The organism is Stappia sp. WLB 29 (assembly GCF_023507705.1).
Taxonomy (GTDB): Bacteria; Pseudomonadota; Alphaproteobacteria; order Rhizobiales; family Stappiaceae; genus Stappia.
In genome coordinates this window covers 127,000-148,087 of record NZ_JALBGD010000007.1, presented here as the reverse complement: position 1 = coordinate 148,087, position 21,088 = coordinate 127,000, and the positions used below count along the sequence as shown (strand labels likewise).

The 21,088-nt window shown below is 66.8% G+C and carries 22 protein-coding genes; 8 read left to right on the top strand and 14 right to left on the bottom strand.

The annotated features are described in order from the left end of the window. Positions 1–79: 79 nt before the first annotated feature. The gene (locus MNI96_RS14650; protein ID WP_249694341.1) at positions 80–985 is read left to right on the top strand and encodes a LysR family transcriptional regulator; all 906 of its coding nucleotides are present in this window, start codon (positions 80–82) and stop codon (positions 983–985) included. Between the two features lie 465 nt (positions 986–1,450). On the opposite strand, the gene MNI96_RS14645 is transcribed toward MNI96_RS14650, so the two are convergent. The 3 genes from MNI96_RS14645 to MNI96_RS14635 form a co-directional block, all read right to left on the bottom strand. Next, positions 1,451–1,786 carry an Atu4866 domain-containing protein gene (locus MNI96_RS14645; protein WP_249694340.1) on the bottom strand — a complete coding sequence of 112 codons (336 nt, stop codon included), beginning with the start codon at positions 1,784–1,786 and terminating at the stop codon, positions 1,451–1,453. A gap of 123 nt (positions 1,787–1,909) precedes the next feature. Next, the gene (locus MNI96_RS14640; protein WP_249694339.1) at positions 1,910–2,461 is read right to left on the bottom strand and encodes a nuclear transport factor 2 family protein; all 552 of its coding nucleotides are present in this window, start codon (positions 2,459–2,461) and stop codon (positions 1,910–1,912) included. 41 nt (positions 2,462–2,502) lie between these two features. Further along, on the bottom strand, positions 2,503–3,561 hold the full coding sequence (locus tag MNI96_RS14635; RefSeq protein WP_249694338.1) for an aldo/keto reductase: 1,059 nt from the start codon (positions 3,559–3,561) through the stop codon (positions 2,503–2,505). Between the two features lie 97 nt (positions 3,562–3,658). Between MNI96_RS14635 and MNI96_RS14630 the strand changes: the two genes are divergently transcribed. Beyond that, a complete protein-coding gene (locus MNI96_RS14630) occupies positions 3,659–4,549 on the top strand; it encodes a LysR family transcriptional regulator (RefSeq protein ID WP_249694337.1) in 891 nt (296 codons plus the stop codon). A 126-nt stretch (positions 4,550–4,675) separates the two neighbouring features. Here MNI96_RS14630 and MNI96_RS14625 read toward each other — a convergent pair whose 3' ends face one another. Next, positions 4,676–5,350: a class I SAM-dependent methyltransferase gene (locus MNI96_RS14625; protein WP_249694336.1), complete on the bottom strand. Its 675-nt coding sequence runs from the start codon at positions 5,348–5,350 to the stop codon at positions 4,676–4,678. Then, on the bottom strand, positions 5,350–6,249 hold the full coding sequence (locus tag MNI96_RS14620) for an NAD(P)/FAD-dependent oxidoreductase (RefSeq protein ID WP_249694335.1): 900 nt from the start codon (positions 6,247–6,249) through the stop codon (positions 5,350–5,352). The genes MNI96_RS14625 and MNI96_RS14620 overlap by 1 nt, the downstream gene beginning before the upstream one ends. A 205-nt stretch (positions 6,250–6,454) precedes the next feature. On the opposite strand from MNI96_RS14620, the gene MNI96_RS14615 reads away from it, so the two are divergent. After that, a complete protein-coding gene (locus MNI96_RS14615) occupies positions 6,455–6,898 on the top strand; it encodes an Rrf2 family transcriptional regulator (RefSeq protein ID WP_249694333.1) in 444 nt (147 codons plus the stop codon). A gap of 135 nt (positions 6,899–7,033) precedes the next feature. Here the strand turns inward: MNI96_RS14615 and MNI96_RS14610 are convergent, their stop codons facing one another. After that, complete coding sequence (locus tag MNI96_RS14610) at positions 7,034–7,927, bottom strand: LysR family transcriptional regulator (protein ID WP_249694332.1); 894 nt, start codon at positions 7,925–7,927, stop codon at positions 7,034–7,036. 149 nt (positions 7,928–8,076) lie between these two features. Here MNI96_RS14610 and MNI96_RS14605 point away from each other — a divergent pair, with 149 nt between their 5' ends. Then, positions 8,077–8,730: a hydrolase gene (locus tag MNI96_RS14605; protein WP_249694330.1), complete on the top strand. Its 654-nt coding sequence runs from the start codon at positions 8,077–8,079 to the stop codon at positions 8,728–8,730. Positions 8,731–8,819: 89 nt separating this feature from the next. Here the strand turns inward: MNI96_RS14605 and MNI96_RS14600 are convergent, their stop codons facing one another. The 4 genes from MNI96_RS14600 to MNI96_RS14585 are packed head-to-tail and all read right to left on the bottom strand — an operon-like array spanning position 8,820 to position 12,957. Then, positions 8,820–10,100, bottom strand: a complete 1,281-nt coding sequence (locus MNI96_RS14600; RefSeq protein ID WP_249694328.1) for a hypothetical protein — start codon at positions 10,098–10,100, stop codon at positions 8,820–8,822. Beyond that, on the bottom strand, positions 10,097–10,855 hold the full coding sequence (locus MNI96_RS14595; RefSeq protein WP_249694326.1) for an ABC transporter ATP-binding protein: 759 nt from the start codon (positions 10,853–10,855) through the stop codon (positions 10,097–10,099). The genes MNI96_RS14600 and MNI96_RS14595 overlap by 4 nt, the downstream gene beginning before the upstream one ends. After that, positions 10,848–11,891 (bottom strand): FecCD family ABC transporter permease, encoded by a 1,044-nt coding sequence (locus tag MNI96_RS14590; RefSeq protein WP_249694324.1) that lies wholly within the window; start codon positions 11,889–11,891, stop codon positions 10,848–10,850. The genes MNI96_RS14595 and MNI96_RS14590 overlap by 8 nt, the downstream gene beginning before the upstream one ends. 10 nt (positions 11,892–11,901) lie before the next feature. After that, positions 11,902–12,957: an ABC transporter substrate-binding protein gene (locus MNI96_RS14585; RefSeq protein WP_249694322.1), complete on the bottom strand. Its 1,056-nt coding sequence runs from the start codon at positions 12,955–12,957 to the stop codon at positions 11,902–11,904. A 1,049-nt stretch (positions 12,958–14,006) separates the two neighbouring features. On the opposite strand from MNI96_RS14585, the gene MNI96_RS22010 reads away from it, so the two are divergent. Then, the gene (locus tag MNI96_RS22010) at positions 14,007–14,648 is read left to right on the top strand and encodes a ZinT family metal-binding protein (RefSeq protein WP_502960346.1); all 642 of its coding nucleotides are present in this window, start codon (positions 14,007–14,009) and stop codon (positions 14,646–14,648) included. Positions 14,649–14,713: 65 nt separating this feature from the next. Here the strand turns inward: MNI96_RS22010 and MNI96_RS14575 are convergent, their stop codons facing one another. Then, positions 14,714–15,784 carry a D-alanine--D-alanine ligase family protein gene (locus tag MNI96_RS14575; protein ID WP_249694318.1) on the bottom strand — a complete coding sequence of 357 codons (1,071 nt, stop codon included), beginning with the start codon at positions 15,782–15,784 and terminating at the stop codon, positions 14,714–14,716. Positions 15,785–15,924: 140 nt separating this feature from the next. Next, positions 15,925–16,815 carry a LysR family transcriptional regulator gene (locus MNI96_RS14570; protein ID WP_249694316.1) on the bottom strand — a complete coding sequence of 297 codons (891 nt, stop codon included), beginning with the start codon at positions 16,813–16,815 and terminating at the stop codon, positions 15,925–15,927. Positions 16,816–16,902: 87 nt separating this feature from the next. On the opposite strand from MNI96_RS14570, the gene MNI96_RS14565 reads away from it, so the two are divergent. After that, positions 16,903–17,646, top strand: coding sequence for a sulfite exporter TauE/SafE family protein (locus tag MNI96_RS14565; RefSeq protein WP_249694314.1), 744 nt, complete (start codon positions 16,903–16,905; stop codon positions 17,644–17,646). Positions 17,647–17,672: 26 nt separating this feature from the next. After that, the gene (locus MNI96_RS14560; RefSeq protein WP_249694312.1) at positions 17,673–18,008 is read left to right on the top strand and encodes a hypothetical protein; all 336 of its coding nucleotides are present in this window, start codon (positions 17,673–17,675) and stop codon (positions 18,006–18,008) included. 2 nt (positions 18,009–18,010) lie between these two features. Here the strand turns inward: MNI96_RS14560 and MNI96_RS14555 are convergent, their stop codons facing one another. Next, positions 18,011–18,919 (bottom strand): LysR family transcriptional regulator, encoded by a 909-nt coding sequence (locus MNI96_RS14555; RefSeq protein ID WP_249694310.1) that lies wholly within the window; start codon positions 18,917–18,919, stop codon positions 18,011–18,013. A 190-nt stretch (positions 18,920–19,109) separates the two neighbouring features. Between MNI96_RS14555 and MNI96_RS14550 the strand changes: the two genes are divergently transcribed. Further along, entirely contained in the window at positions 19,110–20,294 is a 1,185-nt protein-coding gene (locus tag MNI96_RS14550) for an MFS transporter (protein WP_249694308.1), read from the top strand. A 58-nt stretch (positions 20,295–20,352) separates the two neighbouring features. On the opposite strand, the gene MNI96_RS14545 is transcribed toward MNI96_RS14550, so the two are convergent. Further along, on the bottom strand, positions 20,353–21,072 hold the full coding sequence (locus MNI96_RS14545; protein WP_249694307.1) for a GntR family transcriptional regulator: 720 nt from the start codon (positions 21,070–21,072) through the stop codon (positions 20,353–20,355). Between the last annotated feature and the right edge of the window lie 16 nt (positions 21,073–21,088).

Genomic DNA, 21,088 nt, shown 5'->3' with positions numbered 1-21,088 from the left:
CTTTGCGCCTACGATGACATGGGACAATTGATCCGATAAGATGCGCAACCATGATCAGCTTGATTAGCGCTGCTTCCCAATGAAGCCTGTTCGCCTCGACAGCTTTGATGTGTTCGTCTCTATCGTCCGCTGCGGTGGTTTCCGCGCGGCGGCGCTCGAACGCGGCGTGTCTTCATCGGCCCTGAGCCAAACGATGAACGCGCTCGAAGAGACCCTCGGCATCCGGCTCCTCAATCGCACGACGAGAAGCGTGTCTCCCACGGAAGCCGGAAAACGCCTTCTTGAACGGTTGGCGCCCGCATTGAGTGACATCAGGCTAGCGATCGCAGAAGTCGACGAGTTGAGGGACACTCCGTCCGGAACGCTCCGGATCAACGCGCCTGCGCCGGCGGTCGATCATTATCTCTGCCCGCTGGCATTCGACTTCATGGCTGCCTATCCCGAGGTGAGCATTGAAATCGTCAGCGATGCGGCGGTGATCGACATCGTGGAACAGGGTTTCGATGCCGGCGTCAGATTCGGCAAGCAGCTGGCGCAAGACATGATCGCGCTCCCGCTTGGCCCGGCGCTTCGCTATGCGATCGTGGCTTCACCGGACTACATCGAAAAGCACGGTCAGCCGCAGGTACCGCACGATCTTGTCAGTCATGACTGCATCAAACGCAGATTCCCCGGGGGCACTTTGGTCACCTGGCGATTTTCCGATGGAAACGAAGAGATAGAGCTGACTCCCACGGGCCGCTTAATGGTCAGTTCGGCGCACAACGAGCTGCAGGCGGCGCTGGCCGGCAGTGGGATAGCCCATGTTTTCGATGACTATGCCAAGCCCCATATCCTGAGTGGCAGGCTGGTGGAGCTCCTCTCCGATTGGAGCCCGATCTTGCCGCACTGGTTTTTGTATTACCCCAGCCGCCGCCTCCCGAGCGCGACCATGCGTGCGTTTCTCGATTACGTTAGGCGTTACGATTGGGAAGGCCGAACGTAATTTTCGAAGCACAACGCAGCTTGCGCGGTGCCTGCCTCGAACATGAAAGGGCGATTGAAGCGCATGGTATGGTCCTCGTGGTCGGAGGGCGGAAGCTCTTCAGCGCAAAGTCGGGACCTTGTCCGAACCGGCCACCTTTCATGCCTCGTTCGACGCGCTGCCATTCGATCCTGATTTCGATCCCTTCCGGACGCCGGAGATGTTCGGTCATGCGGTCGTCGGCGACGACGAGCGTCAGGTCCTCACGGGTCTCCCCGCCAGGTTCTCGTAAGTAGCCCATCGGCGGGATCGGATGTGTCGCGAATGGGCAGCGGCCGAGGAGGAATTCCATGACCTCTACGCTGGCATTCGCTTTTGGTGAGGAAGGGATCGCGCGCGGCTACGGCGACGCCGCGGTCGTCGCCTTGCACGCGCCCGGCTTTCGCGCCGCGCTCGCTGCGCGCCGCCTTTGCCGCTTGCGGGACATCAGGGCTTTGCGGCTGGATCCGCTTGACGGCGAAGTATCATACCTCCGTGATGCAAGGTATCGAGGTCCACGAAATCGCCATCGGCGGTAAAGCCGGTGTCGTCCCAATACTCGATATGCGTACCGGTCACTTCGTAACGGCCTTCATAGGCGCGCTCGCGTGTGCCGCGCGCCTCGACATAGCGACCGGTGGGCAGAAGTTCATGGCGGACACGACCATCGTCGGTCATCCACATGCCGGTGTAAGGATGGTCCGTTCGCAATGCGGGCTCCTCGGCGTGTACGGATTGGCTCAAGAGTGTGGCGGTCATCAGGACTGCGAGTGCATGTCGCATGATCGGTCTCCTTAACATCGCTGTTGGCTGCAAAAGCCGAATTGAACCCTGCAAGGATTCGGAGGTCTGCTGACCGTCGCGCGCTGTGCGAGGCTGGCCGTGGCAGGGCCGCGCGACCTTCGGCTATTGCGCGCGCGGCTCGTTGTTCTCCACGACCTGCTGATAGGCAACGAGATCCAGAAACGCCTCGGCCTCGATGACCAAACCGTCCTTCATCCGGAACATCCAGAGGAACTGGTTGCGGTATGGTGCACCCGAGGTCGTCGTCGCCGAACCGTCGAAGCGGATGAGGACCGTGTCTCCCTCGGCATAGATGCTGCGTACCTCCGGTACGACCGGGGTGGCGAGACGGCTTGTCAGGGGGCGCGATGCCCGTTCGACGAAGTCGTCTTGGCTACGGTACGTGCCCGCTACCGGACCAGAGCCGTGGATCGTCCAAACGACATCGGGGGCGAGAAGCGCGGCGAAGACGTAGGTTCCTTCGCGCCACTTCTCGAAAGCCTCGCGGACAATGGCCTTGTTCCGCATTTCGATGGCAGTGTCATGGGTCTCCGCGCCCGGGTCGGAGGCTGTGATCTCGGCATGCGCCTGCTCGACGACGGCCAGGAATGCAGACGCGATGAGCAGCCTGCGACCGGCGTCTGCAAGGCGGGAGCGCAATGAAAAGAGGGCCATGGGATCGTTCCTGTCGTTGGCATGCAGGGGAAGTAAGTCTTTCAGATACGGCGAGCGACGGCAGCTCCGCCGAAGATGAGCTGCTGAACCAAGGGGCGTTCCACGAAGCGGTCGGGAAATATCGGATCGGGCGCGCTGACCCGGTTCAGGCGATCGAGCTGTTCTGGCGACAGCGCCACTTCGAGAGCGCCCAGATTCTCCTCCGCCTGGGCGAGGGTGCGGGCGCCCATGATGGGCGACACGACCATTGGGTTCGCGAGCGTCCATGCCAGCGCGATCTGAGACGGCGTCGATCCCACTTCGTCGGCCACGGCGCGAACTTCCTGCGCAATCTCGATCGAGCGCTCGGTGAGATGCCCCGATGAGGCGATGACGCCCTTGCGGCTCGGAGACACCGCGGCATCGCGCGAATCCTGGACGTCCGACCTGGTGTATTTGCCGGCCAGCACGCCGCCACCCAGCGGCGACCAAGGGAGCACGCCGAGCCCCATTGCGGCAGCCATCGGCATGAGTTCATGCTCGACGGTGCGCTCCACCAGGCTGTATTCGATCTGAAGCGCGACGAAGGGCGACCATCCTCGCAGGCCGGCGAGGGTATGCATTTCGGCGATCCGCCAGGCAGGCGTATTGCAGATTCCGACATAGAGGATTTTGCCGGATCGGACGAGGTCGTCGAGGGCCCGCATCACTTCTTCCGGCTGGGTCGTCATGTCCCATCCGTGGAGATAAAGGAGATCGACCCGGTCGGTGGCGAGCTGCCTCAGGCTTTGCTCGACAGACCGCACCATGTTGAGGCGGTGGTTGCCGCCCGAATTGGGGTTGCCGGGCTCGCGGGCCATCGTGAATTTCGTCGCGAGGACAAGCCGCTCCCTCTTGTCGCCGACGAATTCCCCGAGGAAGCGTTCGGCCGCCCCGTTGGTGTAGTTCACCGAGGTATCTATGAAATTGCCGCCTTGATCGACGTAGAGATCGAAGATGCGGCGGGCCTCGTGACGATCCGCGCCCCAGCCCCAATCCGATCCGAACGTCATGGTGCCCAGGCTCAACGGCGAAACATGCAAACCCGAGCGCCCCAGCAACCTGTAGTCAGCGAGAGTCATTTGTTGGCCTCCTCAATTCGCTGACCGAAAACTAGAGGCCGCCAGCACAACGGACAACTTGCCCAATCGTAACAAAGTTGGTAATCTCAAGTTACCAATGGCTGTCGATCTCACTGGAATTTCTGTGTTTCTGGCCGTCGCGGAGATGCGAAGTTTTCGCGCGGCCGCGGAGCATCTGGGTGTGACTCGGCCGGCGGTTAGCCAGACCATCCGGCGCCTCGAGGATCGCCTTGGCGTCGCGCTGATCCAGCGAACGACGCGAAGCGTCAGCCTGACCGAGGCCGGAGAGCAGCTTTTCCAGCGCGTGGCGCCGGCCATCGCCGAGGTCGGCCTGGCCTTGGACGCCGCAGCGGATCGGGACGAGGCACCAAGAGGCCTTTTGCGGCTGGCGGTGTCCTCGATCGCGGAACGTTTCATCTCAGGACCGCTGCTGGCCGGCTTCGCGGACGCAAATCCGGCCGTTCGGATCGATGTGACCGTTACGGATGAGGAATTCGACATCGTGGCGGAGGGCTATGATGCAGGGGTGCGGCTTGGCGAAGTGATCGACCAGGACATGATCGCCATCCCGGTGTCGGGCGAGCAGCGCCAGACCGTGGTTGCCGCACCTGCCTATATCGAGCGCTTCGGCAAACCATCGCATCCGTCCGAGTTGACGCAGCATCGCTGCATCGGCTGGCGTCCCGCACCGCAGACAGCGCCTTACCGCTGGGAGTTTGGCGAAGACGGGCGCGAGTACGACGTCGCCGTCGATCCTGAAATTACCACCAATGACATGTGGCTGATGATCCGCACGGCCTGCGCCGGGGGAGGCATAACCTTCGGGATGGAGGAGACCTTCAGGCCCTATGTCCTATCCGGCCAGTTGGTGCCACTCCTCGAAGACTACTGCCCGCCCTTCGCAGGCTTCTTCCTGTATTTTCCCAACCGGCGGAATCTTGCCCCGAAGCTTCGGGCCCTGGTCGACCACGTAAAGCGGTGGCGATAGCGACAAAGGATCTGCCAGCGGCGGGTCCTGACATCTTGCCGCAAGTGTCGGGACTGTTGGAGAACGTCCCATCGCCGCATGCCCCGGTCGCGGGTGCAGACCCCCAGGACGGCAAGCGGGCGGCGCTCAGCCGGCGTATGCGACCCAGCCGCGAAACGAAAAGGCGGCATAGAACAGCGCCGGCGCGCAAAAGCCGGCCTCCCGCAAAAGCGCCTCCTCCTCGGCCGGCGAGAGCAGTGGCAGGCGCTCGGCCATCGCCTTTGCCGAGGCGGCGTCCCGTGACGGATCGGTACCGACCCGTCTCGCAAAAGCGGCCGAGCGGGTCAGCCAGCGCTCCGCCTCGCCGTCCGGCGCGGTGTGATGCGCCGTGACGAGCGCGGCACCCGGCGTCAGGCGGCGGCGGATTTCCCGCAAGCTGCGCAGCCGCTCGCCCCTGTCCAGGAAGTGCAGCACCAGCAGGCATGTCGCGCCGCCGAACGGACCGGCCGGCGCGTCGTCGACGGTGCCCTCCAGAAGCGCGATCCGGGCGGCATGGGCGGCGGTCGTGCGCCGCGCGATGTCGAGCATCGCCGGGGAGGGATCGACGCCGGTGAACCGCCAGCCGGGCCGCGCCTCGGCCATCGCCTGCAGCTCCAGTCCGCCGCCGGCGCCGACCACGAGGATATGGGCGGTGCTTTCCGCGCGCTCGCCGAGAAGAACCGTCGTCATCCGGTGCAGGTCGGCCAGTCCCGGCACCTTGGCCGGGGTGTCCTGCGTGTAGGACGCAACGGCCGCCGGATCCGAGAACGGTGCGGTGCTCATCAGGCGGCCTCGAAGACCAGGGAGCGGTGCATCGCCAGGGCCGCCATGACGCCATCGGCGCAGGCGAAGGTGACATTGTGCGCCATGCGGGTGATGTCGCCGGCCGCGAAGACGTTCGCTGCGCTGGTCATCCGCATCTCGTCCACCTTGATCGCCGACCCGAGCGGCCCGGCCTCGATCGCGCAGCCGATCTGTTCGGCGATGGCGCTGTTGAGGCGGTTGCGGGGGGTGATGAACAGCGCTTCGAGCGGACAGGACCGACCATCGGCCAGATGGATATGCGACAGATTCCGGCCTTCGCCGGTCAGGCGGTCGACGGCCGCAGGTTCGATCCGGATGCCGCGCCGGGCAAGCGCGTCGCGGTGCTCCGTCTCCAGGTCGCCGCCGTCGAGATAGAGCGTGGTCGGGCCCCACTCGCTGATCATCATGGCCTGGTGATGCGAGAGCGGCGAGGTCTTCAGCACGCCGAGCGGCCGGCCGCTGAACTCGTAGCCGTGACAATAGGGGCAATGGAGGACGGACGTGCCCCAGCGCTCCGCCAGCCCCGGCGTCCCCGGCATCACGTCGGAAATGCCGAAGGCCAGAAGCAGGCGCTTGCCGGTGACCAGAGCGCCGCTGCGCAGCGCAACCTGGAACACGCCGTCGTCCTCGCACGCTTCGACAGCCGTATCCGTGAGGAAACCGACGGTCGGATAGGCGGCGAGCTGTCGGTGCATGGTCTGGAGCATGGCCTGCGGATCGCTGCCGTCCTGGGCGAAGAATCCGTGGGAGGTGGCGGCGAAGCGGTTTCGCGGCGCGGCCGCATCCACGACGCAGACGCTCTTGCGGGCGCGCGCCAGATAAAGGGCCGCGGACAGTCCGGCAAAGCTGCCGCCGATGATGAGGGCGTCATGGTGCATGGAAAAACCTCGTTGGATCAGACGCCCGCCAGCCTTCGGGAGACCGGGTTTGAGGGGAGGGGCGTCTGCGCTGGACATGGGGTGGCTCAGAACGTATCAGTTGAAGTTACATAACAGGCGTCAAGTCACGTATCAACATCTGTTACATGAAATTCGTGAGAACCCGAGGGGCGCCATGCGCGCGCAGGCGGGAGCGGAAGAAGACATGAACAAGGACACACGGCTGTCGGACGTACTGCATGTGCTGCTGCATATGGGCCAGCTCCACGAGCCCTTGACCTCCGATGTGCTGGCCAGAAGCATGGGCACGAACCCGGCGGTGTTCCGCAGGATGATGGCGGGCCTGCGGGACGCGGGTCACGTCACGTCGGGAAAGGGCCATGGCGGCGGATGGCAACTGGCGCGCCCGCTCAGCGAGATCACGCTGCTCTCGGTCTATGTGGCTCTCGGGCGGCCGACGCTGTTCGCGATCGGCAATCGCAGCGACAATCCCGCCTGCCTGGTGCAGAAGAACGTCAACGCCGCGCTGGCAGATACGATGGTGCAGGCCGAGGCGCTGTTCCTTGCGCGTTTCGGCGAGGTGACGCTGGACACCCTGATGCCCGATGCACCCGTGCCGCTGACGGTGCATGGGGGCGGGCCGGGCTGACCGGATCGCACCGCGCGGGCGCTCCCCGCCCGCCTGCCAGCGTTACCGGTCAGCAGGTGCGGCAGCAGGAGCTTGGCGCACGCTCAGGTCGGTGCAGGTTCGCTTTCATTGCCGGATGCCGAAGACGATCGACGATCACCGCTCCAGCCCCCAGATTTCCGGATTGCGCGCAACGCTCGCCGACAGCATTTCGGTCAGCACGCGCACCTTGCGGGTCGGGTATTGGCCGGGCGGGCGAACGACGTGGATCCCCGCCGGCGGGGGAGGGTAGCGCGTCATGATCGTCACCAGGCGTCCGGCCTGCACATGGTCGTAGGTGATGCAGTCGGGCAGCCATGCGATGCCGAGCCCCGCCACCGCCGCGGCCGCGAGCGCGGTCGCGTTGTCGGCCTTGTACCTGCCCTGCGGCTGCACAGTGACGACCTTCTCGCCGTCGAGAAACTGCCAGGTTTCCGTGCCTTGCATCAGTGCCGGGTGGGCAACGATATCGTCCGGCGTGTCGGGTGCGCCATGGGCGGCGATATAGGCGGGACTGGCGAGGAGCTTGCCGTGGATCGGCCCGACACGCCTTGCTAGCAGGTTCGAGTCGGGAAGGTAGCCGACGCGGATCGCGCAATCGAATCCTTCCGCGATCAGGTCGACGAAGCGGTCGCTGTAGGAGGTGTGGATGTGGAGTTGCGGATGCTGATGCGCCATCTCCGCAAGCACCGGAGCGAAATGGGTCGGCCCGAACGACAGCGGTAGCGCAACGCGGAACCGGCCGCGCAGGTCGCCGTTCGGCAGGATCGCCTCGCGCGCCATATCCATTTCGGTGCTGGCCCGGGCTGCATGATCCCGGAACGTGATCCCCGCCTCGGTGAGCGCTGCGCCGCGCGTGGTGCGGACAAGAAGCTGGACGCCGAGTTCCGCCTCCAGGCGGAAGAGCCGCCGGCTGACGATGGACTTCGAGACGCCGAGCCGCCGCGCAGCGGCGGAGATGCCTCCCGCATCCGCCACGGCAACGAATGTCTGCAGATCCTCGATATCCATCCGGCGTTCCCCTTCGCGCGACACAGCATGTCCGGCTGTGACGCTATCGCGCCGCCCAAGGGACCGGCAAGTTGCGTGCAGGAAATCCCGCCATCGGGGATTTTTCCAGCAGTCTCGAATGCCTCACCTCCCCAGGGAAGGAAAATGCAATGACCTTTCGCAATGGCCTCGATTCCCTTCTTCGTCCCGAAGATTCGGTTGTCGTCCTGATCGACCACCAGCCCTATCAGCTGACCAACGTGAACAGCCACGAGCCGCAGATGGTGGTCAACAACGCGGCGGCGCTGGCCAAGGCCGCCAAGGCCTTCGGCGTGCCGACGATCCTGACGAGCGTTATCGCGGATCGGGGCGGCTACATCTTCCCGCAGATCACCGACGTGTTCCCGGCCCAGGAGGTGATCGACCGCACCTTCATCAACACCTGGGAAGACCGCAAGGTCGTCGACGCTGTCAAGGCGACCGGCCGCAAGCAGCTGATCATCGCCGGCCTGTGGACCGAGATCTGCGTCGCCATGCCGGTGATCCAGGCGCTGGGCGAGGGATGGGACGTAACCGTGGTGACCGATGCGTCGGGCGGGGTCTCGGTCGAGGCGCACGAGGTTGCGATCCAGCGCATGATCGCCGCCGGTGCCAATGTGATGACGTGGCTGGCGGTCGCGTCCGAGTGGCAGCGCGACTGGGCACGCACGGAGCATGCGGCCGAGCTTGCCGAGGTGCTCCTGCACCATGCCGCCGGCAGCGGTATCGCCTTCCTGTGGGAGCAGCAGCTGCTCAACACGCCGGTCCCTGCCGCCAAGGACTGACCGGGAGAGATGCGAGGAAGGGATGACGAGCAAGACGGGGGGGGGGCGGCACATGCCGTTTTCCGTCGTCCCTTTCTCGCCCGTCGGCTTCAGAAAAGAATCCGGCCGAGGCTGAGGGCCTGCAGCCCGAGACAGACGTCGCGCACCAGCGTGAACGGCGCTTCGCCGTGGTCGGGATAGCGGATCAGGCTGTCGCCATTGTGCATGAAGACGAAGCCGCCGCGTAAAGAAGGTGCCGGGTAGCGCCAGAGCCAGTCGGCCGGCCGGGGATCGTCCGGCGGCCCGACATCGGTGAGACGGACGGCGCCCGGCGGCATGTCGGTCCAGCCGCGCGCATATTGCCCGAACACCCCCTGCCAGCCGTCGAAATCCTCCGGCATGTTGCGGAAGAAGCCGGCCCTGTCGTCGCGCACACGGACCTTCATGTTGGTGAAAGGCCGGGGCGGAACCGCCCGGAACGGGGCAAGGAACGGCAGCCACGGCGCGAAGGGTTCGCCGCACAGGATCAGCGAGCCGCCGGAGGCGAGATAATCGAGAAACAGCGGCTGGCGCGCGGCGAGAAAGTGCTCGTCGTGGTTCGGCGGCAGGTAGAGGATGTCCGTCTCGCCCAGCACGCGCGCATCGATCTCCAGATGCGGATGCGTGCGGAACGCGAAGCCGGCCCCGGTCAGGCTCTCGCGGGTCTGCTCCGGCTCCCAGTTGTCCAGCGTGTGCACGCATTGCAGATAGGTGACGCGGTTGCAGTCACCGCGCGCAATGCCGAGCTCCGCATTCAACCAGGGATAGAAGCCTTGCAGGAACCGGGTGGTCGCCGGCATGAAGCGCTGGCCGTTGTGCGAATGCGGGTCGAGGGTGGCGACCATCAGCCGCCCGCCGCAGGCGTTCGGGAAATCCATGAACAGGCAGCCGCTGCCGTCTTCAAGCCCGAGGATCGTACGCGCCTGCGGGTGGGGGGCGTAGACGCCGCCCCAGTGCCAGCTCATCGCCGAAAGCGGGATCGCCTCGCAGATCGGGTGTTTCGGCTCGGGCTGGCAGGTCTCCACGTAGCGCGGCTCGCGCGTCCACCACAGCCAGTCGTGGACCTTGTGGTCGCGCCACTCCAGGTCGACCACGTCGATCCAGTCGGCCTCGCCCTGGAAGAAGACGACGAGAAAGCCGCCGCCGCGCACATAGGCGTTGAGCTGAGCTCCATGGGCGGCGATGCGCCGGCTGTCCATGGCGTCGGCGACGACAACCGCGGCATAGGCGGCAAGGTCCGTGCGCGGCAGGTCGGCAAGGTGGACGGCATCGTCGAGATAGTGCGAGAAATCCTGGAAGCTGCGCAGTTGCGCATTGTTTCCGCAGTGCAGATAGGCGATGCGGCGGCTCATGGGGCGACGTCCCCACGGTCCTGGCGCAGCATCGGCGCGAAAGTGAAGGAGCCGCTGCCGGCGAACTCGGCCCGAGCGGTGCGCACGTCGTAGAGGTCGGTCAGGTTCTCGGCCGTCAGCACCGTTTCGACCGGGCCGTTGACGAAGCTCTCGCGTCCGCCGATCAGCAGGACGTCGCTGGCCACCTCGATCGCGTGCTGCGGGGCGTGGGTGGTGAAGACGATGGTGAGGCCGTGCTCGGTCGCGAGGCGATGCAGCAGGTCGATGACGATGCCCTGGTTCTTGTAGTCGAGCGCCGAGCAGGGCTCGTCGAGGATCAGCACCCGGCAGTCGGAGGCGAGTGCCTGTGCGATCATCACCAGCTGCCGCTGGCCGCCGCTCAGCGTGTTGAAGGTCTGCTCCTCCAGATCGGCGATGCCCATCATGTCGAGAAGCCGGCGCACGGCCGCGTAATCCTGCCGCCGGGGAGCGCCGAACAGCCCGATCTTCGCCGCCCGGCCCATCAGGGCGATGTCCATCACCGAATAGGAGAAGGGTACGTTGAACAGCTGCGGCACATAGCCGGCGCGCCCATGGATGCGGCAGGTGCCGCTGTCGGGGGTCAGCGTGCCGACGAGCACCGACAGCAGCGAAGTCTTGCCGATGCCGTTGCGGCCGAGGATTGCGAGGATGCCGCCCTCGCGGAGCGAGAAGCTGCAACCCTGCAGCACCGTCCTACCGCCACGGCTGACGGCGAGGTCCTCGACCTCAATCATTGCGCCAGCCTCCCCCGGCCTGCAGCCGGCGCAGGATCACCGCAAAGACCGGCACGCCGATGAGCGCGGTGATGATGCCGAGCGGGATCTCGGCGGTGGTCGCTGCCCGCGCGACATTGTCGACCAGGAGCAGGTAGATCGCGCCGATGACGCCGCAGACCGGCAACATGCGGCCGTGGTCGGCACCGACGAGCGTGCGTGCCACATGCGGCATGACGAGGCCGACCCAGCCGATGATGCCGCTGGTTGCGACGACGCCGGCGGAAATCATCGCGGTCGCCAGCAGCACGGTCCAGCGCACGGCGCCAACCGGGGTTCCCAGCGCCTGCGCCCGCTCCTCGCCAAGCGACATCAGGTTGATCTGGAAGCGCAGCAGGTAGATCAGCACCGTTGCCGGACCGATGGCGATGCACAGCAGCAGAAGGTCCGTGTAGTTGACCGAGGCGATGCTGCCCATCAGCCAGTAGGTGATCGCCGGCAGCTTCTGGAACGGGTCGGCAAGCAGCTTGGCGATGGAGATCGCCGCGGAGAAGAAGGCGGAGATGACGACGCCGGCCAGCACCAGCGTCAGCATCGAGGTCCGGCCGCCGACGCTGGCCAGGAACTTGACCACCACGACGCTGGCGATGCCGAAGCAGAAGGCGATGGCCAGCAGCCCGTAGCCGCCGATGCCGAGCAGGATCGCCAGCGTGCCGCCGAAGCCGGCCCCCGCCGTCACGCCGATGACGCCCGGATCGACCAGAGGATTGCGGAACAGCCCCTGCAGGGCGGCGCCGGAGACGGAGAGGCCGAAGCCGATCAGGACCGCGGCAAGGATGCGCGGCAGGCGCACCTGCTCCACCACCGTCACCGACATCTCGCTCCAGGTCGCATCGCTCGCGGGGACGATGTTGCTCCACAGGATCGCGATGACGTCGCCCACCTCCAGGTCGAACCGGCCGATGGTCACCGAGATGAGCATCGCGGCGACCAGCAGGCCCGACAGCAGCGGGAGAAACAGCGGCGAGGTGCCGAGGCGCCGGGACAGTCCTGACATCGCGTCTCGCCTAGTTGAAGGTGTCGGTGTAGCCGGCCGAGGTGCCGTTCTGCTCGATCCACAGGACCTGGTCGAGCTGGGCGGGCGTCAGGTCGACGCCGTAGATCCGGGCATAGGCATCCTGCACGTCGGCCCGCAGGCCGGGAACGGCCTCGCCGCCATGGGCGACGGCACCGAGCCAGGGCGAGCTGAGATAGATCTCGGGAGCGTCCGGCGAGCCGGCGAAGGCCGGAATCTTGTAGACGCGCCGGTCCTTGACCGCAGCAAGGCCCGACAGCAGCGAATTGTCGTAGAAGGTCTGCGGGGTCAGCCCCTGGGCATAGGGCGGGATCAGGATGATGTCCGGGTTCCAGGCGAAGAGCTGTTCCAGGTTGATGGTCTTCCACCACTGACCACTGTCGTCCGCCGCCACGTTGACGACGCCGCTCAGGGACAGGTCCTGCGACCCGTTGGCGATGATGCGGATCTGGTCCGCGAACTGGTCGACATAGAGGATGCTCGGCTTGTCGGCATCGGCGAGGCCGCCGAACCGTTCGCCCATCGTCTTGGCCGAGGCGTCCTGCAGGGCGAGGATCGCGGCCGCATGCTCGCTGCGGCCGGTCATGTGGCCGGTCAGGGTGATGTAGTCCCGGCGGTGCTGCCGGGTGCAGCAGTCCCAGCCGACGACGGTGAGGCCGACCCGCTCCAGCGGCTCGAAGTCCTCCGACATCCACTGCACGACCACATCCGGCCCGACCTCGAGCAGCGCCTCGACATTGGGCAAGAACCCTTCGATGGCGGCGGTCGGTGGCAACTGGCCGAGCTCGGGCAGGAACTCGCCGTACAGGCCGGCGACATAGTCGCGCTTGAGGAAGCTCGGGTTCACGGAGGCGAGGGCGTCGGCAGTGCCGCCGACGGCGCGGAACAGGATCGGTCCCGCGCGGACGATGGTCGCGACCTTTTCGGGCACGGCATCGAGGCGGATCTCCTTGCCGCGGTGATCCGTGAACCGGACCTCCTGCGCTTCCGTTGCGGTGGATGCGATCGCGAGGAGCCCAAGGCCCGCCGCCACGACGATAGTCTTCATGAATGCCCTCCATCGGTTCGAGCGAGCCGGAGCGGATGGTGGCAGGACGGCGGCATCCCCGAAGGGGCCGAACGGCTGGCCGGATCGCTTCCGTGGCTTCGTCTGTCGCTGGCTGGCGTATCGCGGACGCTGGCTGCCGGAGCTAATACCTGAGTAAAAGATGAAAGAAAAGCGGTCGCGGCATCGCGAGGCTTGGCGGACGCGTCGTTCCAGCGGACCCGGCGCGATGTCTCTCGCCACAAACAGCGCCGGAATCCCCTGCCCGCGCCGGGGAGTTCCGGCGCAATTTGTGTGCGTGACGATATAACATTATTGACGGACGTAATAACATAACATAGTCGGTCTGAGGGCGCCGCACGGCGCCCCCCCCCAGGACAGTCATCAAATGGCGGGTTCCGCAAACGGCCAGCCACTGAATCGAGTGTCACTCAAGGAGATACGACATGTTGCGACGACTAGGCTTCACCACGGGCATTGCGCTCATACTGGCGGGCGCGGCCCTTGCCCAGGACGCTTCGAAGGATGCCGAAGACGTGACGCTCTACCGCGTCTTCGTGGGCGATCATGCAGGCGCCAAGGTGACGGCTTTCGACCTCGACAAGCCGGACAACCGGTGGAGCTTCGAGACCAGCGGCCAGAACAAGCTCTACGGCGTGAACGACGGCGTGGCCGTCGTCGCCGTGCAGTCCGACAGCGATGCGGTGCATTTCTTCAAGAGCGGCATCAAACTCGACTCCCACGGCGACCATTCCGACATCGAGATCGCCAATCCGGCCGCCCTCGACGAGACCTTGAGCGGGCCGCGCCCGTTCCACCTGATCGACCATCACGGCAAGCTGGCGATCAATTTCGACCGTGGCGGCTATGCCGAGATCGTCGACGCCAACGAATTGTCGCACGGCGAGCTGGAGAGCCGCCGCATTCCGCAGGCGCGCGCGCATCACGGCTTCGTCGCGCCGCTCGGCAAGGGATGGGTGACGACGGTCGCCTCCGATGCGCCGGTCGAAGGGGATGCGCTTGAAGAGATCGGCACGGTCGCGGTCGAGGGCATGCCCTACAACATCGCCGTCGTCGGCGGCAGCGGCAAGGCGCATGACAAGGCCCATGATAAGGGCGGCGACGATCACGCCCATGCGCACGGCCACAGCCACGGCGACGAGCAGATCTACAAGGGCTATTTCGAGGACAGCCAGATCGCCGACCGCCCGCTGTCCGACTACGCCGGTGACTGGCAGTCGGTCTATCCCTACCTGCAGGACGGCACGCTGGACCCGGTGATGGCTCACAAGGCCGAGGCCGGCGACAAGAGCGCCGAGGAATACAAGGCCTATTACGAAATCGGCTACCGCACCGATGTCGAGCGGATCGCCATCGAGGGCGACACGGTCACCTTCTACAGGGATGGCAAGCCGACCTCGGCCCGCTATGCCGACGACGGCTACGAAGTGCTGACCTACAAGAAGGGCAATCGCGGCGTGCGCTTCATCTTCAGGAAAAGCGAAGGCGACGAGGCGGCGCCGCAATACATCCAGTTCAGCGACCACCGGATCGCGCCGGCAAAGACCGACCACTACCACCTCTACTGGGGCGACGATCGCGCCGCCCTTCTGGAGGAGGTGACGAACTGGCCGACCTACTACCCGTCCGAGCTTTCGGCCGAGGAGATCGTCAGGGAGATGATGGCGCACTGATTGTCGCGCGCCGCACACCTCTTGCGCCCGGCCGGCAACGGCCGGGCGTTTTCGTTCAAGGGCGCCTAGCGACCCGCACGGGCAAGGCCGTGCTCGACCAGCCGGTCGATCAGCTCGGCATAGGGAACGCCGCTGGCCGCCATCACCTTGGAATACATGCTGATATCGGTGAAGCCGGGGATGGTGTTGAGCTCGTTGACGAGGATGCGCATGTCGGCGGTGACGAAGAAGTCCGCACGGGCCATGCCGTCGCAGCCGAGTGCGCGGAAGGCGCGGGCCGCCATGTCCAGCATCTCCGCCTCGACCGGCTCGGGAAGCTCCGTCGGCACCATCAGGGCCGCACCGTCCGCGTCGATATACTTGGCATCGTAGCTGTAGAAGCCGTGGCTTTCGGCCGGAACGATCTCGCCCGGGCGGGAGACGAACAGCGTGCCGTCGGGCCGTTCCAGCACGGCGCACTCGATCTCGCGGCCCTTGATGAACTCCTCGGCGAGCAGCTTGCGGTCGTGCCGGAAGCCTTCTTCCAGCGCTGCGGCGTAACCCTCTGCGCTGGTGACCTTGCTGACGCCGACCGACGAGCCCTGGCGGGCCGGCTTGATGAAGACCGGCAGGCCGAGCGTGCCTGTGAGCTCTTCGAACGAGGGCACCGCGCCGGGATGCAGGGTCAGCGAACGGGCGGCGGAAAGCCCGGCATCGCGGAACAGCCGCTTGGCGATGTCCTTGTCGAGCGCGGTGGCCGAGCCGAGGATGCCGCAGCCTGCCAGCGGCACGTCGGCGACCTCGGCAAGGCCCTGCACCGAGCCGTCCTCGCCGTGCAGCCCGTGCAGCACCGGGAACAGGATGTCGATGGCGGGCAGGTCCAGCACTCCGCCCTCGGGCGGGAGCGCCAGCAGCCGGCCCTTGCCGCCGGGAACGAGCGCCAGCTGTGTGCCGGTTTCGGGGCGGGCGAGCTTGCCGTCCTCGAAGCGGCTCAGCAACCACGCCCCCTGAGGCGAGACGTAAACCGGGACGGCATCGTATTTCGCGGGATCGAGGGCGCCCATCACATTGGTCGCCGACAGGATGGAGACGTCATGTTCGGCGGAACGGCCGCCGAAGAGCACGGCGATGCGCAGCTTGTCTGAAGAAGATCCCACGTGTGGCTCCAGGAAATCGGTGAGGAGGAAGGGCAGGGGGTTCGGTTTCGTCCAGCCTGTCCGTCGATAAGGTCAAATGCAAGGCACCACGCGGCATATCCGTGTCGGCGCCCGTTCACTCGGCCCTTGCCGGTGGAAAGTCAACGCCGGCCCTGCGTATGCAGGTGCCGGGCGAGGCGCTGCGCCGCATCCGGCAGCCGGCTGGTCGTGCTGACGCAGATGGAAAGATCGCGCCGGGCCCAGCTGTCGGCAAGCGGCACGGCGGCGATGCCGGCGGTGGCGCCGTGGCGGCGGGTGGCCGCCTCGGGCAGGATGGCGATGCCTGCCCCCGCGCCGACCATCTGGCACATGGCGTCGAAGCTGGTGACGCGGGCGCGCACCTTCAGCGTCTTGCCGATGCGCGCGGCGTGACTGGCGATGTGCCGCTGCAGGGCGCTGCCGCGCGACAGGCAGATGAAGGGGCGCTCGACGATGTCGGCAAAGGCGAGCGGGGCATCGCTATGCGCCTCGGCCCTCGGCAAGGCGGCGACCAGCCGGTCCTCGCAAAAGGAAAGCCGTTCGAGGCCTTCGGGAAGCTCGGACGCCGAAGCGATGCCGATATCCGCGTCGCCCGCGGAAATCGCCGCGCCGATGGCCGCGCTCTCCATCTCCTCCACGTCGATGCTGATCGACGGATTGGCGTGCAGGAAACCGGCAAGCAGTTCCGGCAGGTGCTCGCTCAGGGCGGCGGTGTTGGAAACGAGCCGCAGCGTGCCGGTCAGCCCGCGGGCGAAGGGGGCGAGCTCGCTGCGCATCGCCTCCGCCTGCCTCAGGATCAACCGCGCATGCCCGGCAAGGCACTCGCCGGCCGGCGCCAGGATCACGCCGTGGCGCTGGCGCACGAGCAGCGGCGCGCCGAGCGTTTCCTCCATGGCGCGGATGCGGGCGCTGGCCGAGCCGACCGTCAGGTTCGACAGTTCGGCGCCATGGGTGATGCTGCCGGCAGCGACCACATTGAGGAACAGACGAAGGTCGACCAGATCGAACCGCATGGGTCATCCCCAGCTTATGGGTTTGCCAAAGCCTAACTTCGAAACCTCCGCATTGCGAGCCTGCCGGGGTTGGCGCAGTTTCGCCCCATGACAGTCTCGCTTCTCTTGCTTGTGGCCGCCGCCTTTGCGCTTGCCGGCTTCGCCAAGGGCGTCGTCGGCTTCGGCCTGCCGACGATCTCCATCGGTCTGCTGGCCATGGTGATGCCGCCCACCCAGGCGGCCGCGATCATGCTGCTGCCGTCCTTCGTCACCAACATCTGGCAGATGCTGCAGGGCGGGGCGCTGCGGGAACTGGCGAAGAAGCTCTGGCCGATGCTGATCGGACTGTGTATCGGCACCTGGTCGGGCATGGGCTGGATGGAAGGGGCGGCGGGGCGCTACGGCACCTCCGTCCTCGGCGCGGTCGTCTGCCTCTACGCGCTGGTGACGATGGCCTCGCTGAAACTGACGGTGCCGCGCCGGCACGAGCGGGTCACCAGCCTCGTGGTCGGGATCGTCACCGGCCTGCTCAACGCCACCACCGGCGTCTTCGTCATTCCCGCCGTGCCCTACATGCAGGCGCTCGGGCTGGAACAGACCCGCCTGGTGCAGGCGCTGGGCCTGTTCTTCGTCGTCTCGACGGCGGCGCTGGCGGTCAACATCGCGGCGAGCGGCGTGGTCTCGGCCGCGACGATTCCGCTCGCGCCGCTGGCGCTGGTTGCGGCCTGCGCCGGCATGTATCTCGGCCAGGCCGCGCGCCGGCGCATGCCGGTGGCAACCTTCCGTAGGGCCTTTCTCGGCGGCCTGTTCGTGCTCGGCGTCTGGCTGACCCTCCAGCCGCTGCTCGTCTGACGTGTCGCCGGGGCGGAGAGGGCAGCGTGGCCGATATCCTGATCGAGACCCGGCGCGGCTGGCTGGGGGCGGACCGTGCAGCCTTCCTCGACAGCGTGCATGGTGCGGTCTCGGCCGCCCTGCCGCCGGGAGCCGCAGGGCCTGTCATCCGGCTTCTGGAATATGATGAGGACTGCTTTGCCCCGCCCGTGCCCGGCCGCTCCGCCTTTACCCGGATCGAGATTGCCTTCGCCGTAAGCGGGCGCGAGAACGAGGATGCCGACCTTCGTCGCGCCGTGCTGGCCGCCGTCGAGGGGTTCGGCCTGACGGCCATGGACGTGCGGATCGTGTTGCTGCCCTTGCCGCCGCAAACCGCCGGGTGAGATCAGCGCGCCTCGGCCAGGAAGGCGCGCAGGCGCGGCGTCATGAAGTCGAGAAAGGCGCGTAGGCGGTGGGGCAGGCGGTCCCCGCCGAGGAACAGGGCGTGGATGTCCTCGGTATCGCCTTCCACCGCATCCGCCAGCACCTCGACCAGCGCCCCGGACTTCAGGTCCTCGCGCACGTGGAACTCGCCCATCCGGCCGAGCCCGACGCCGGAAAGCGCCATCCGCCGCACGGTCTCGCCATTGTTGGCGAGCAAAGTCCCGGCAACGCTCCGCTCGACCAGGCGCCCGCCTTCGCGCAGCGGCCAGACCGGCGCCGAACGGCGGAAGTTGAAGCCGATGCAATTGTGCTGGGCGAGGTCCTCGATGGTCCTTGGTACGCCACGGCGTTCGAGATAGGCGGGCGAGGCGATGATCTTGCGCGGCGCTGTGCCGAGCTTGCGGGCGGTCAGGCTGGAACTGGCCAGCGCGCCGACGCGGAAGGCGACGTCGGTGCGGTCGAGATAGAGGTCGACGATCTCGTCGGACAGAGAGAGGTCGACCACCACATTGGGATATTCCGCCCAAAAGGCCGGCAGCAAAGGCTCCAGCGCGACGATGCCGAAGCCGACCGAGGCGCTGACGCGGATGGTGCCGCCGGGGTTTGCCGAGCCCTGCGTCAGCTCGCGCTCGATCTCCTCCAGGTCCGCCAGCAGCGCCTGGCTGCGCTCGTAATAGGCGCGCCCTTCCGCCGTCAACGACAGATGCCGGGTCGAGCGTTCCAGCAGGCGCACGCCGAGCCGCGCCTCGATGCGGCCGATCAGCTTGGAGACGGTCGACGGGGTCATCTGCATCTGCCGCGCGGCGGCGGAGAAGCTGCCGTTCTCCACCACCCGCAGGAAAACCTGCATTTCGCCGACGCGATTGTCCATGGCGGCCTCATCTGTGAAAAAAGTTCACGGATCATGTGCCATTCGGGCCGATTATCAAGCGCTTTCGAGCGCCATATGTCTTCGCCCATGAAAACGAGGAACGGATCGGGCCGGCTTTGCCGCCGCGATCCCGGCCGAGCGCATGCCCCTGTGCGGCGGTGCCGGCCGCTTCCCGCATGAGGACAGGACAATGACCGCAATTCCCGACCAGCGCAGCTCGCGCTGGCCGTTGCTGGCGCTGGCGATCGGCGCCTTCGGCATCGGCACGACCGAATTTTCTCCCATGGGCCTGCTGCCGGTGATCGCCGACGGGGTGGATGTCTCCATTCCCACCGCCGGCCTGCTGGTGAGCGCCTATGCCATCGGCGTGATGGCCGGCGCGCCGGTGATGACGCTGCTGTTCGCCCGCTTCGGCAAGCGCACGGCGCTGATGTGCCTGATGGCCATCTTCACGCTCGGCAACGTCCTGTCGGCGCTGTCGCCTGACTACTGGACGCTGCTTGCCTCGCGCGTGGTCACCAGTCTCAACCATGGCGCCTTCTTCGGCCTCGGTGCGGTGGTGGCGGCCAGCGTCGTGCCGCGCGAGCGGCAGGCAAGCGCCGTCGCGACGATGTTCATGGGCCTGACCATCGCCAATGTCGGCGGCGTGCCGCTGGCGACCTGGATCGGCCAGCAGATCGGCTGGCGGGAGGCCTTCGCGGGCACCGCTGTCCTCGGTCTCGTTACCATCGCCGCGCTCTGGCTCGCCCTGCCGAAGGGCGCTCCCGGCCAGCGCCCCGACGTGGCGCGCGAGGCGCGGGTGCTGGTGCAGCCGCCGGTGCTGATCGCGCTGCTGACCACCGTACTCGGCTCCAGCGCCATGTTCACGCTCTACACCTATGTCGCGCCGCTGCTCGACGTGCTGACCGGGGCATCCGGCAGCTTCCTCACCCTTGCCCTGGTGCTGGTCGGGCTCGGCTTCACCGTCGGCAACTGGCTGGGCGGGCGCGTCGCCGACTGGTCGCTGGACGGGGCGACGGCGATCTTCCTCGGCGCGCTGGCCGCGATCATGCTGGCAATGCCGGTGCTGCTCGGCAGCCCGAGCGTGGCGGCGGTCTCCTTGCTGGTCTGGGGCGCGGCGGCCTTCGCCATCGTGCCGCCGGTGCAGATGCGGGTGATGCAGGCCGCAGCCGATGCGCCCGGCCTTGCCTCGTCGATCAACATCGGCGCCTTCAATCTGGGCAACGCCATCGGCGCGGCCGTCGGCGGGGCGGCGATCAGCCTCGGCCTCGGCTATGCCGCCGTGCCGGTTGTCGGCGGGCTGCTGGCGGCCTCGGCGCTGGGGCTGGTCTGGGTCGGCAGGCGCCGGACGGCCGCCGTCGCCTGCACCGCCTGAAGGTGACGAGGCGCGCGGCCGGGCCGGGGGGGGCGGTTCGGTCGCCGTCTGTCTGCTGTCAGCGCACCGAGGCGGCCTCCGGCTTGATTTCCGCGGTGCCCGGATCGGGGAACATCCAGTCCTGCTTGCGCGGTGCCGTCTCGGGCGTGTCGGCGCTGATCCGGCGATAGGTGGCGCGCGAGGACAGGAGGTGGGCGCGCATCGCAGCCTCCGCCCATTCCGCATCGCCCACCGACAGCGCTTCCACCAGATCGCCGTGCTGGCGGTTGCTGCGCATCAGTTCGGTCCGCGGCCAGCTGTTGAAGGTCGGGCTGACCACCGGCTTGCGGGCCACCAGATTGACCAGTTCGGCAAAGAAGGCATTGCCGCCCTGCGCCCAGATCACCCGGTGGAACCGGGCATTGAGGTCGCGGTAGAGGCGCCGGTCGGGCTCGCTCTCGTGGATCGCCTCGTCCATGGCCTCGTGAAGCTCCCGCAACTCCTTGAGGAAGGCTTCGTCGCTGTGGCGCGCCGCCATGCCGACGGCAATCGGCTCCAGCGAGGCGCGGGCGGTGAAGATGTGGATGACCTCGTTGGGGTCGACATCGACGACCACCGCCCGGCGATAGGCCTCGCGCCGGATCACGCCCTCCGCCTGCAGGCGGCGCATCGCCTCGCGTATCGGCGTGCGGCTGACGCCGAGGCGAGCGGCGAGCTCGCTTTCCGGCAGGACATCGCCGCCGAGATAGGCCCCGGACGCGATCAGCGCCCTGATCCTGTCGTAGATATCGCCCGCCATACCGATTCCGATCCGG

Coding starts and splice junctions, on each gene's coding strand:
- MNI96_RS14650 (WP_249694341.1), top strand. CDS start 80: ATGAAGCCTGTTCGCCTCGACAGCTTTGATGTGTTCGTCTCTATCGTC.
- MNI96_RS14645 (WP_249694340.1), bottom strand. CDS start 1,786: ATGCGACATGCACTCGCAGTCCTGATGACCGCCACACTCTTGAGCCAA.
- MNI96_RS14640 (WP_249694339.1), bottom strand. CDS start 2,461: ATGGCCCTCTTTTCATTGCGCTCCCGCCTTGCAGACGCCGGTCGCAGG.
- MNI96_RS14635 (WP_249694338.1), bottom strand. CDS start 3,561: ATGACTCTCGCTGACTACAGGTTGCTGGGGCGCTCGGGTTTGCATGTT.
- MNI96_RS14630 (WP_249694337.1), top strand. CDS start 3,659: ATGGCTGTCGATCTCACTGGAATTTCTGTGTTTCTGGCCGTCGCGGAG.
- MNI96_RS14625 (WP_249694336.1), bottom strand. CDS start 5,350: ATGAGCACCGCACCGTTCTCGGATCCGGCGGCCGTTGCGTCCTACACG.
- MNI96_RS14620 (WP_249694335.1), bottom strand. CDS start 6,249: ATGCACCATGACGCCCTCATCATCGGCGGCAGCTTTGCCGGACTGTCC.
- MNI96_RS14615 (WP_249694333.1), top strand. CDS start 6,455: ATGAACAAGGACACACGGCTGTCGGACGTACTGCATGTGCTGCTGCAT.
- MNI96_RS14610 (WP_249694332.1), bottom strand. CDS start 7,927: ATGGATATCGAGGATCTGCAGACATTCGTTGCCGTGGCGGATGCGGGA.
- MNI96_RS14605 (WP_249694330.1), top strand. CDS start 8,077: ATGACCTTTCGCAATGGCCTCGATTCCCTTCTTCGTCCCGAAGATTCG.
- MNI96_RS14600 (WP_249694328.1), bottom strand. CDS start 10,100: ATGAGCCGCCGCATCGCCTATCTGCACTGCGGAAACAATGCGCAACTG.
- MNI96_RS14595 (WP_249694326.1), bottom strand. CDS start 10,855: ATGATTGAGGTCGAGGACCTCGCCGTCAGCCGTGGCGGTAGGACGGTG.
- MNI96_RS14590 (WP_249694324.1), bottom strand. CDS start 11,891: ATGTCAGGACTGTCCCGGCGCCTCGGCACCTCGCCGCTGTTTCTCCCG.
- MNI96_RS14585 (WP_249694322.1), bottom strand. CDS start 12,957: ATGAAGACTATCGTCGTGGCGGCGGGCCTTGGGCTCCTCGCGATCGCA.
- MNI96_RS22010 (WP_502960346.1), top strand. CDS start 14,007: ATGCCCTACAACATCGCCGTCGTCGGCGGCAGCGGCAAGGCGCATGAC.
- MNI96_RS14570 (WP_249694316.1), bottom strand. CDS start 16,815: ATGCGGTTCGATCTGGTCGACCTTCGTCTGTTCCTCAATGTGGTCGCT.
- MNI96_RS14565 (WP_249694314.1), top strand. CDS start 16,903: ATGACAGTCTCGCTTCTCTTGCTTGTGGCCGCCGCCTTTGCGCTTGCC.
- MNI96_RS14555 (WP_249694310.1), bottom strand. CDS start 18,919: ATGGACAATCGCGTCGGCGAAATGCAGGTTTTCCTGCGGGTGGTGGAG.
- MNI96_RS14550 (WP_249694308.1), top strand. CDS start 19,110: ATGACCGCAATTCCCGACCAGCGCAGCTCGCGCTGGCCGTTGCTGGCG.
- MNI96_RS14545 (WP_249694307.1), bottom strand. CDS start 21,072: ATGGCGGGCGATATCTACGACAGGATCAGGGCGCTGATCGCGTCCGGG.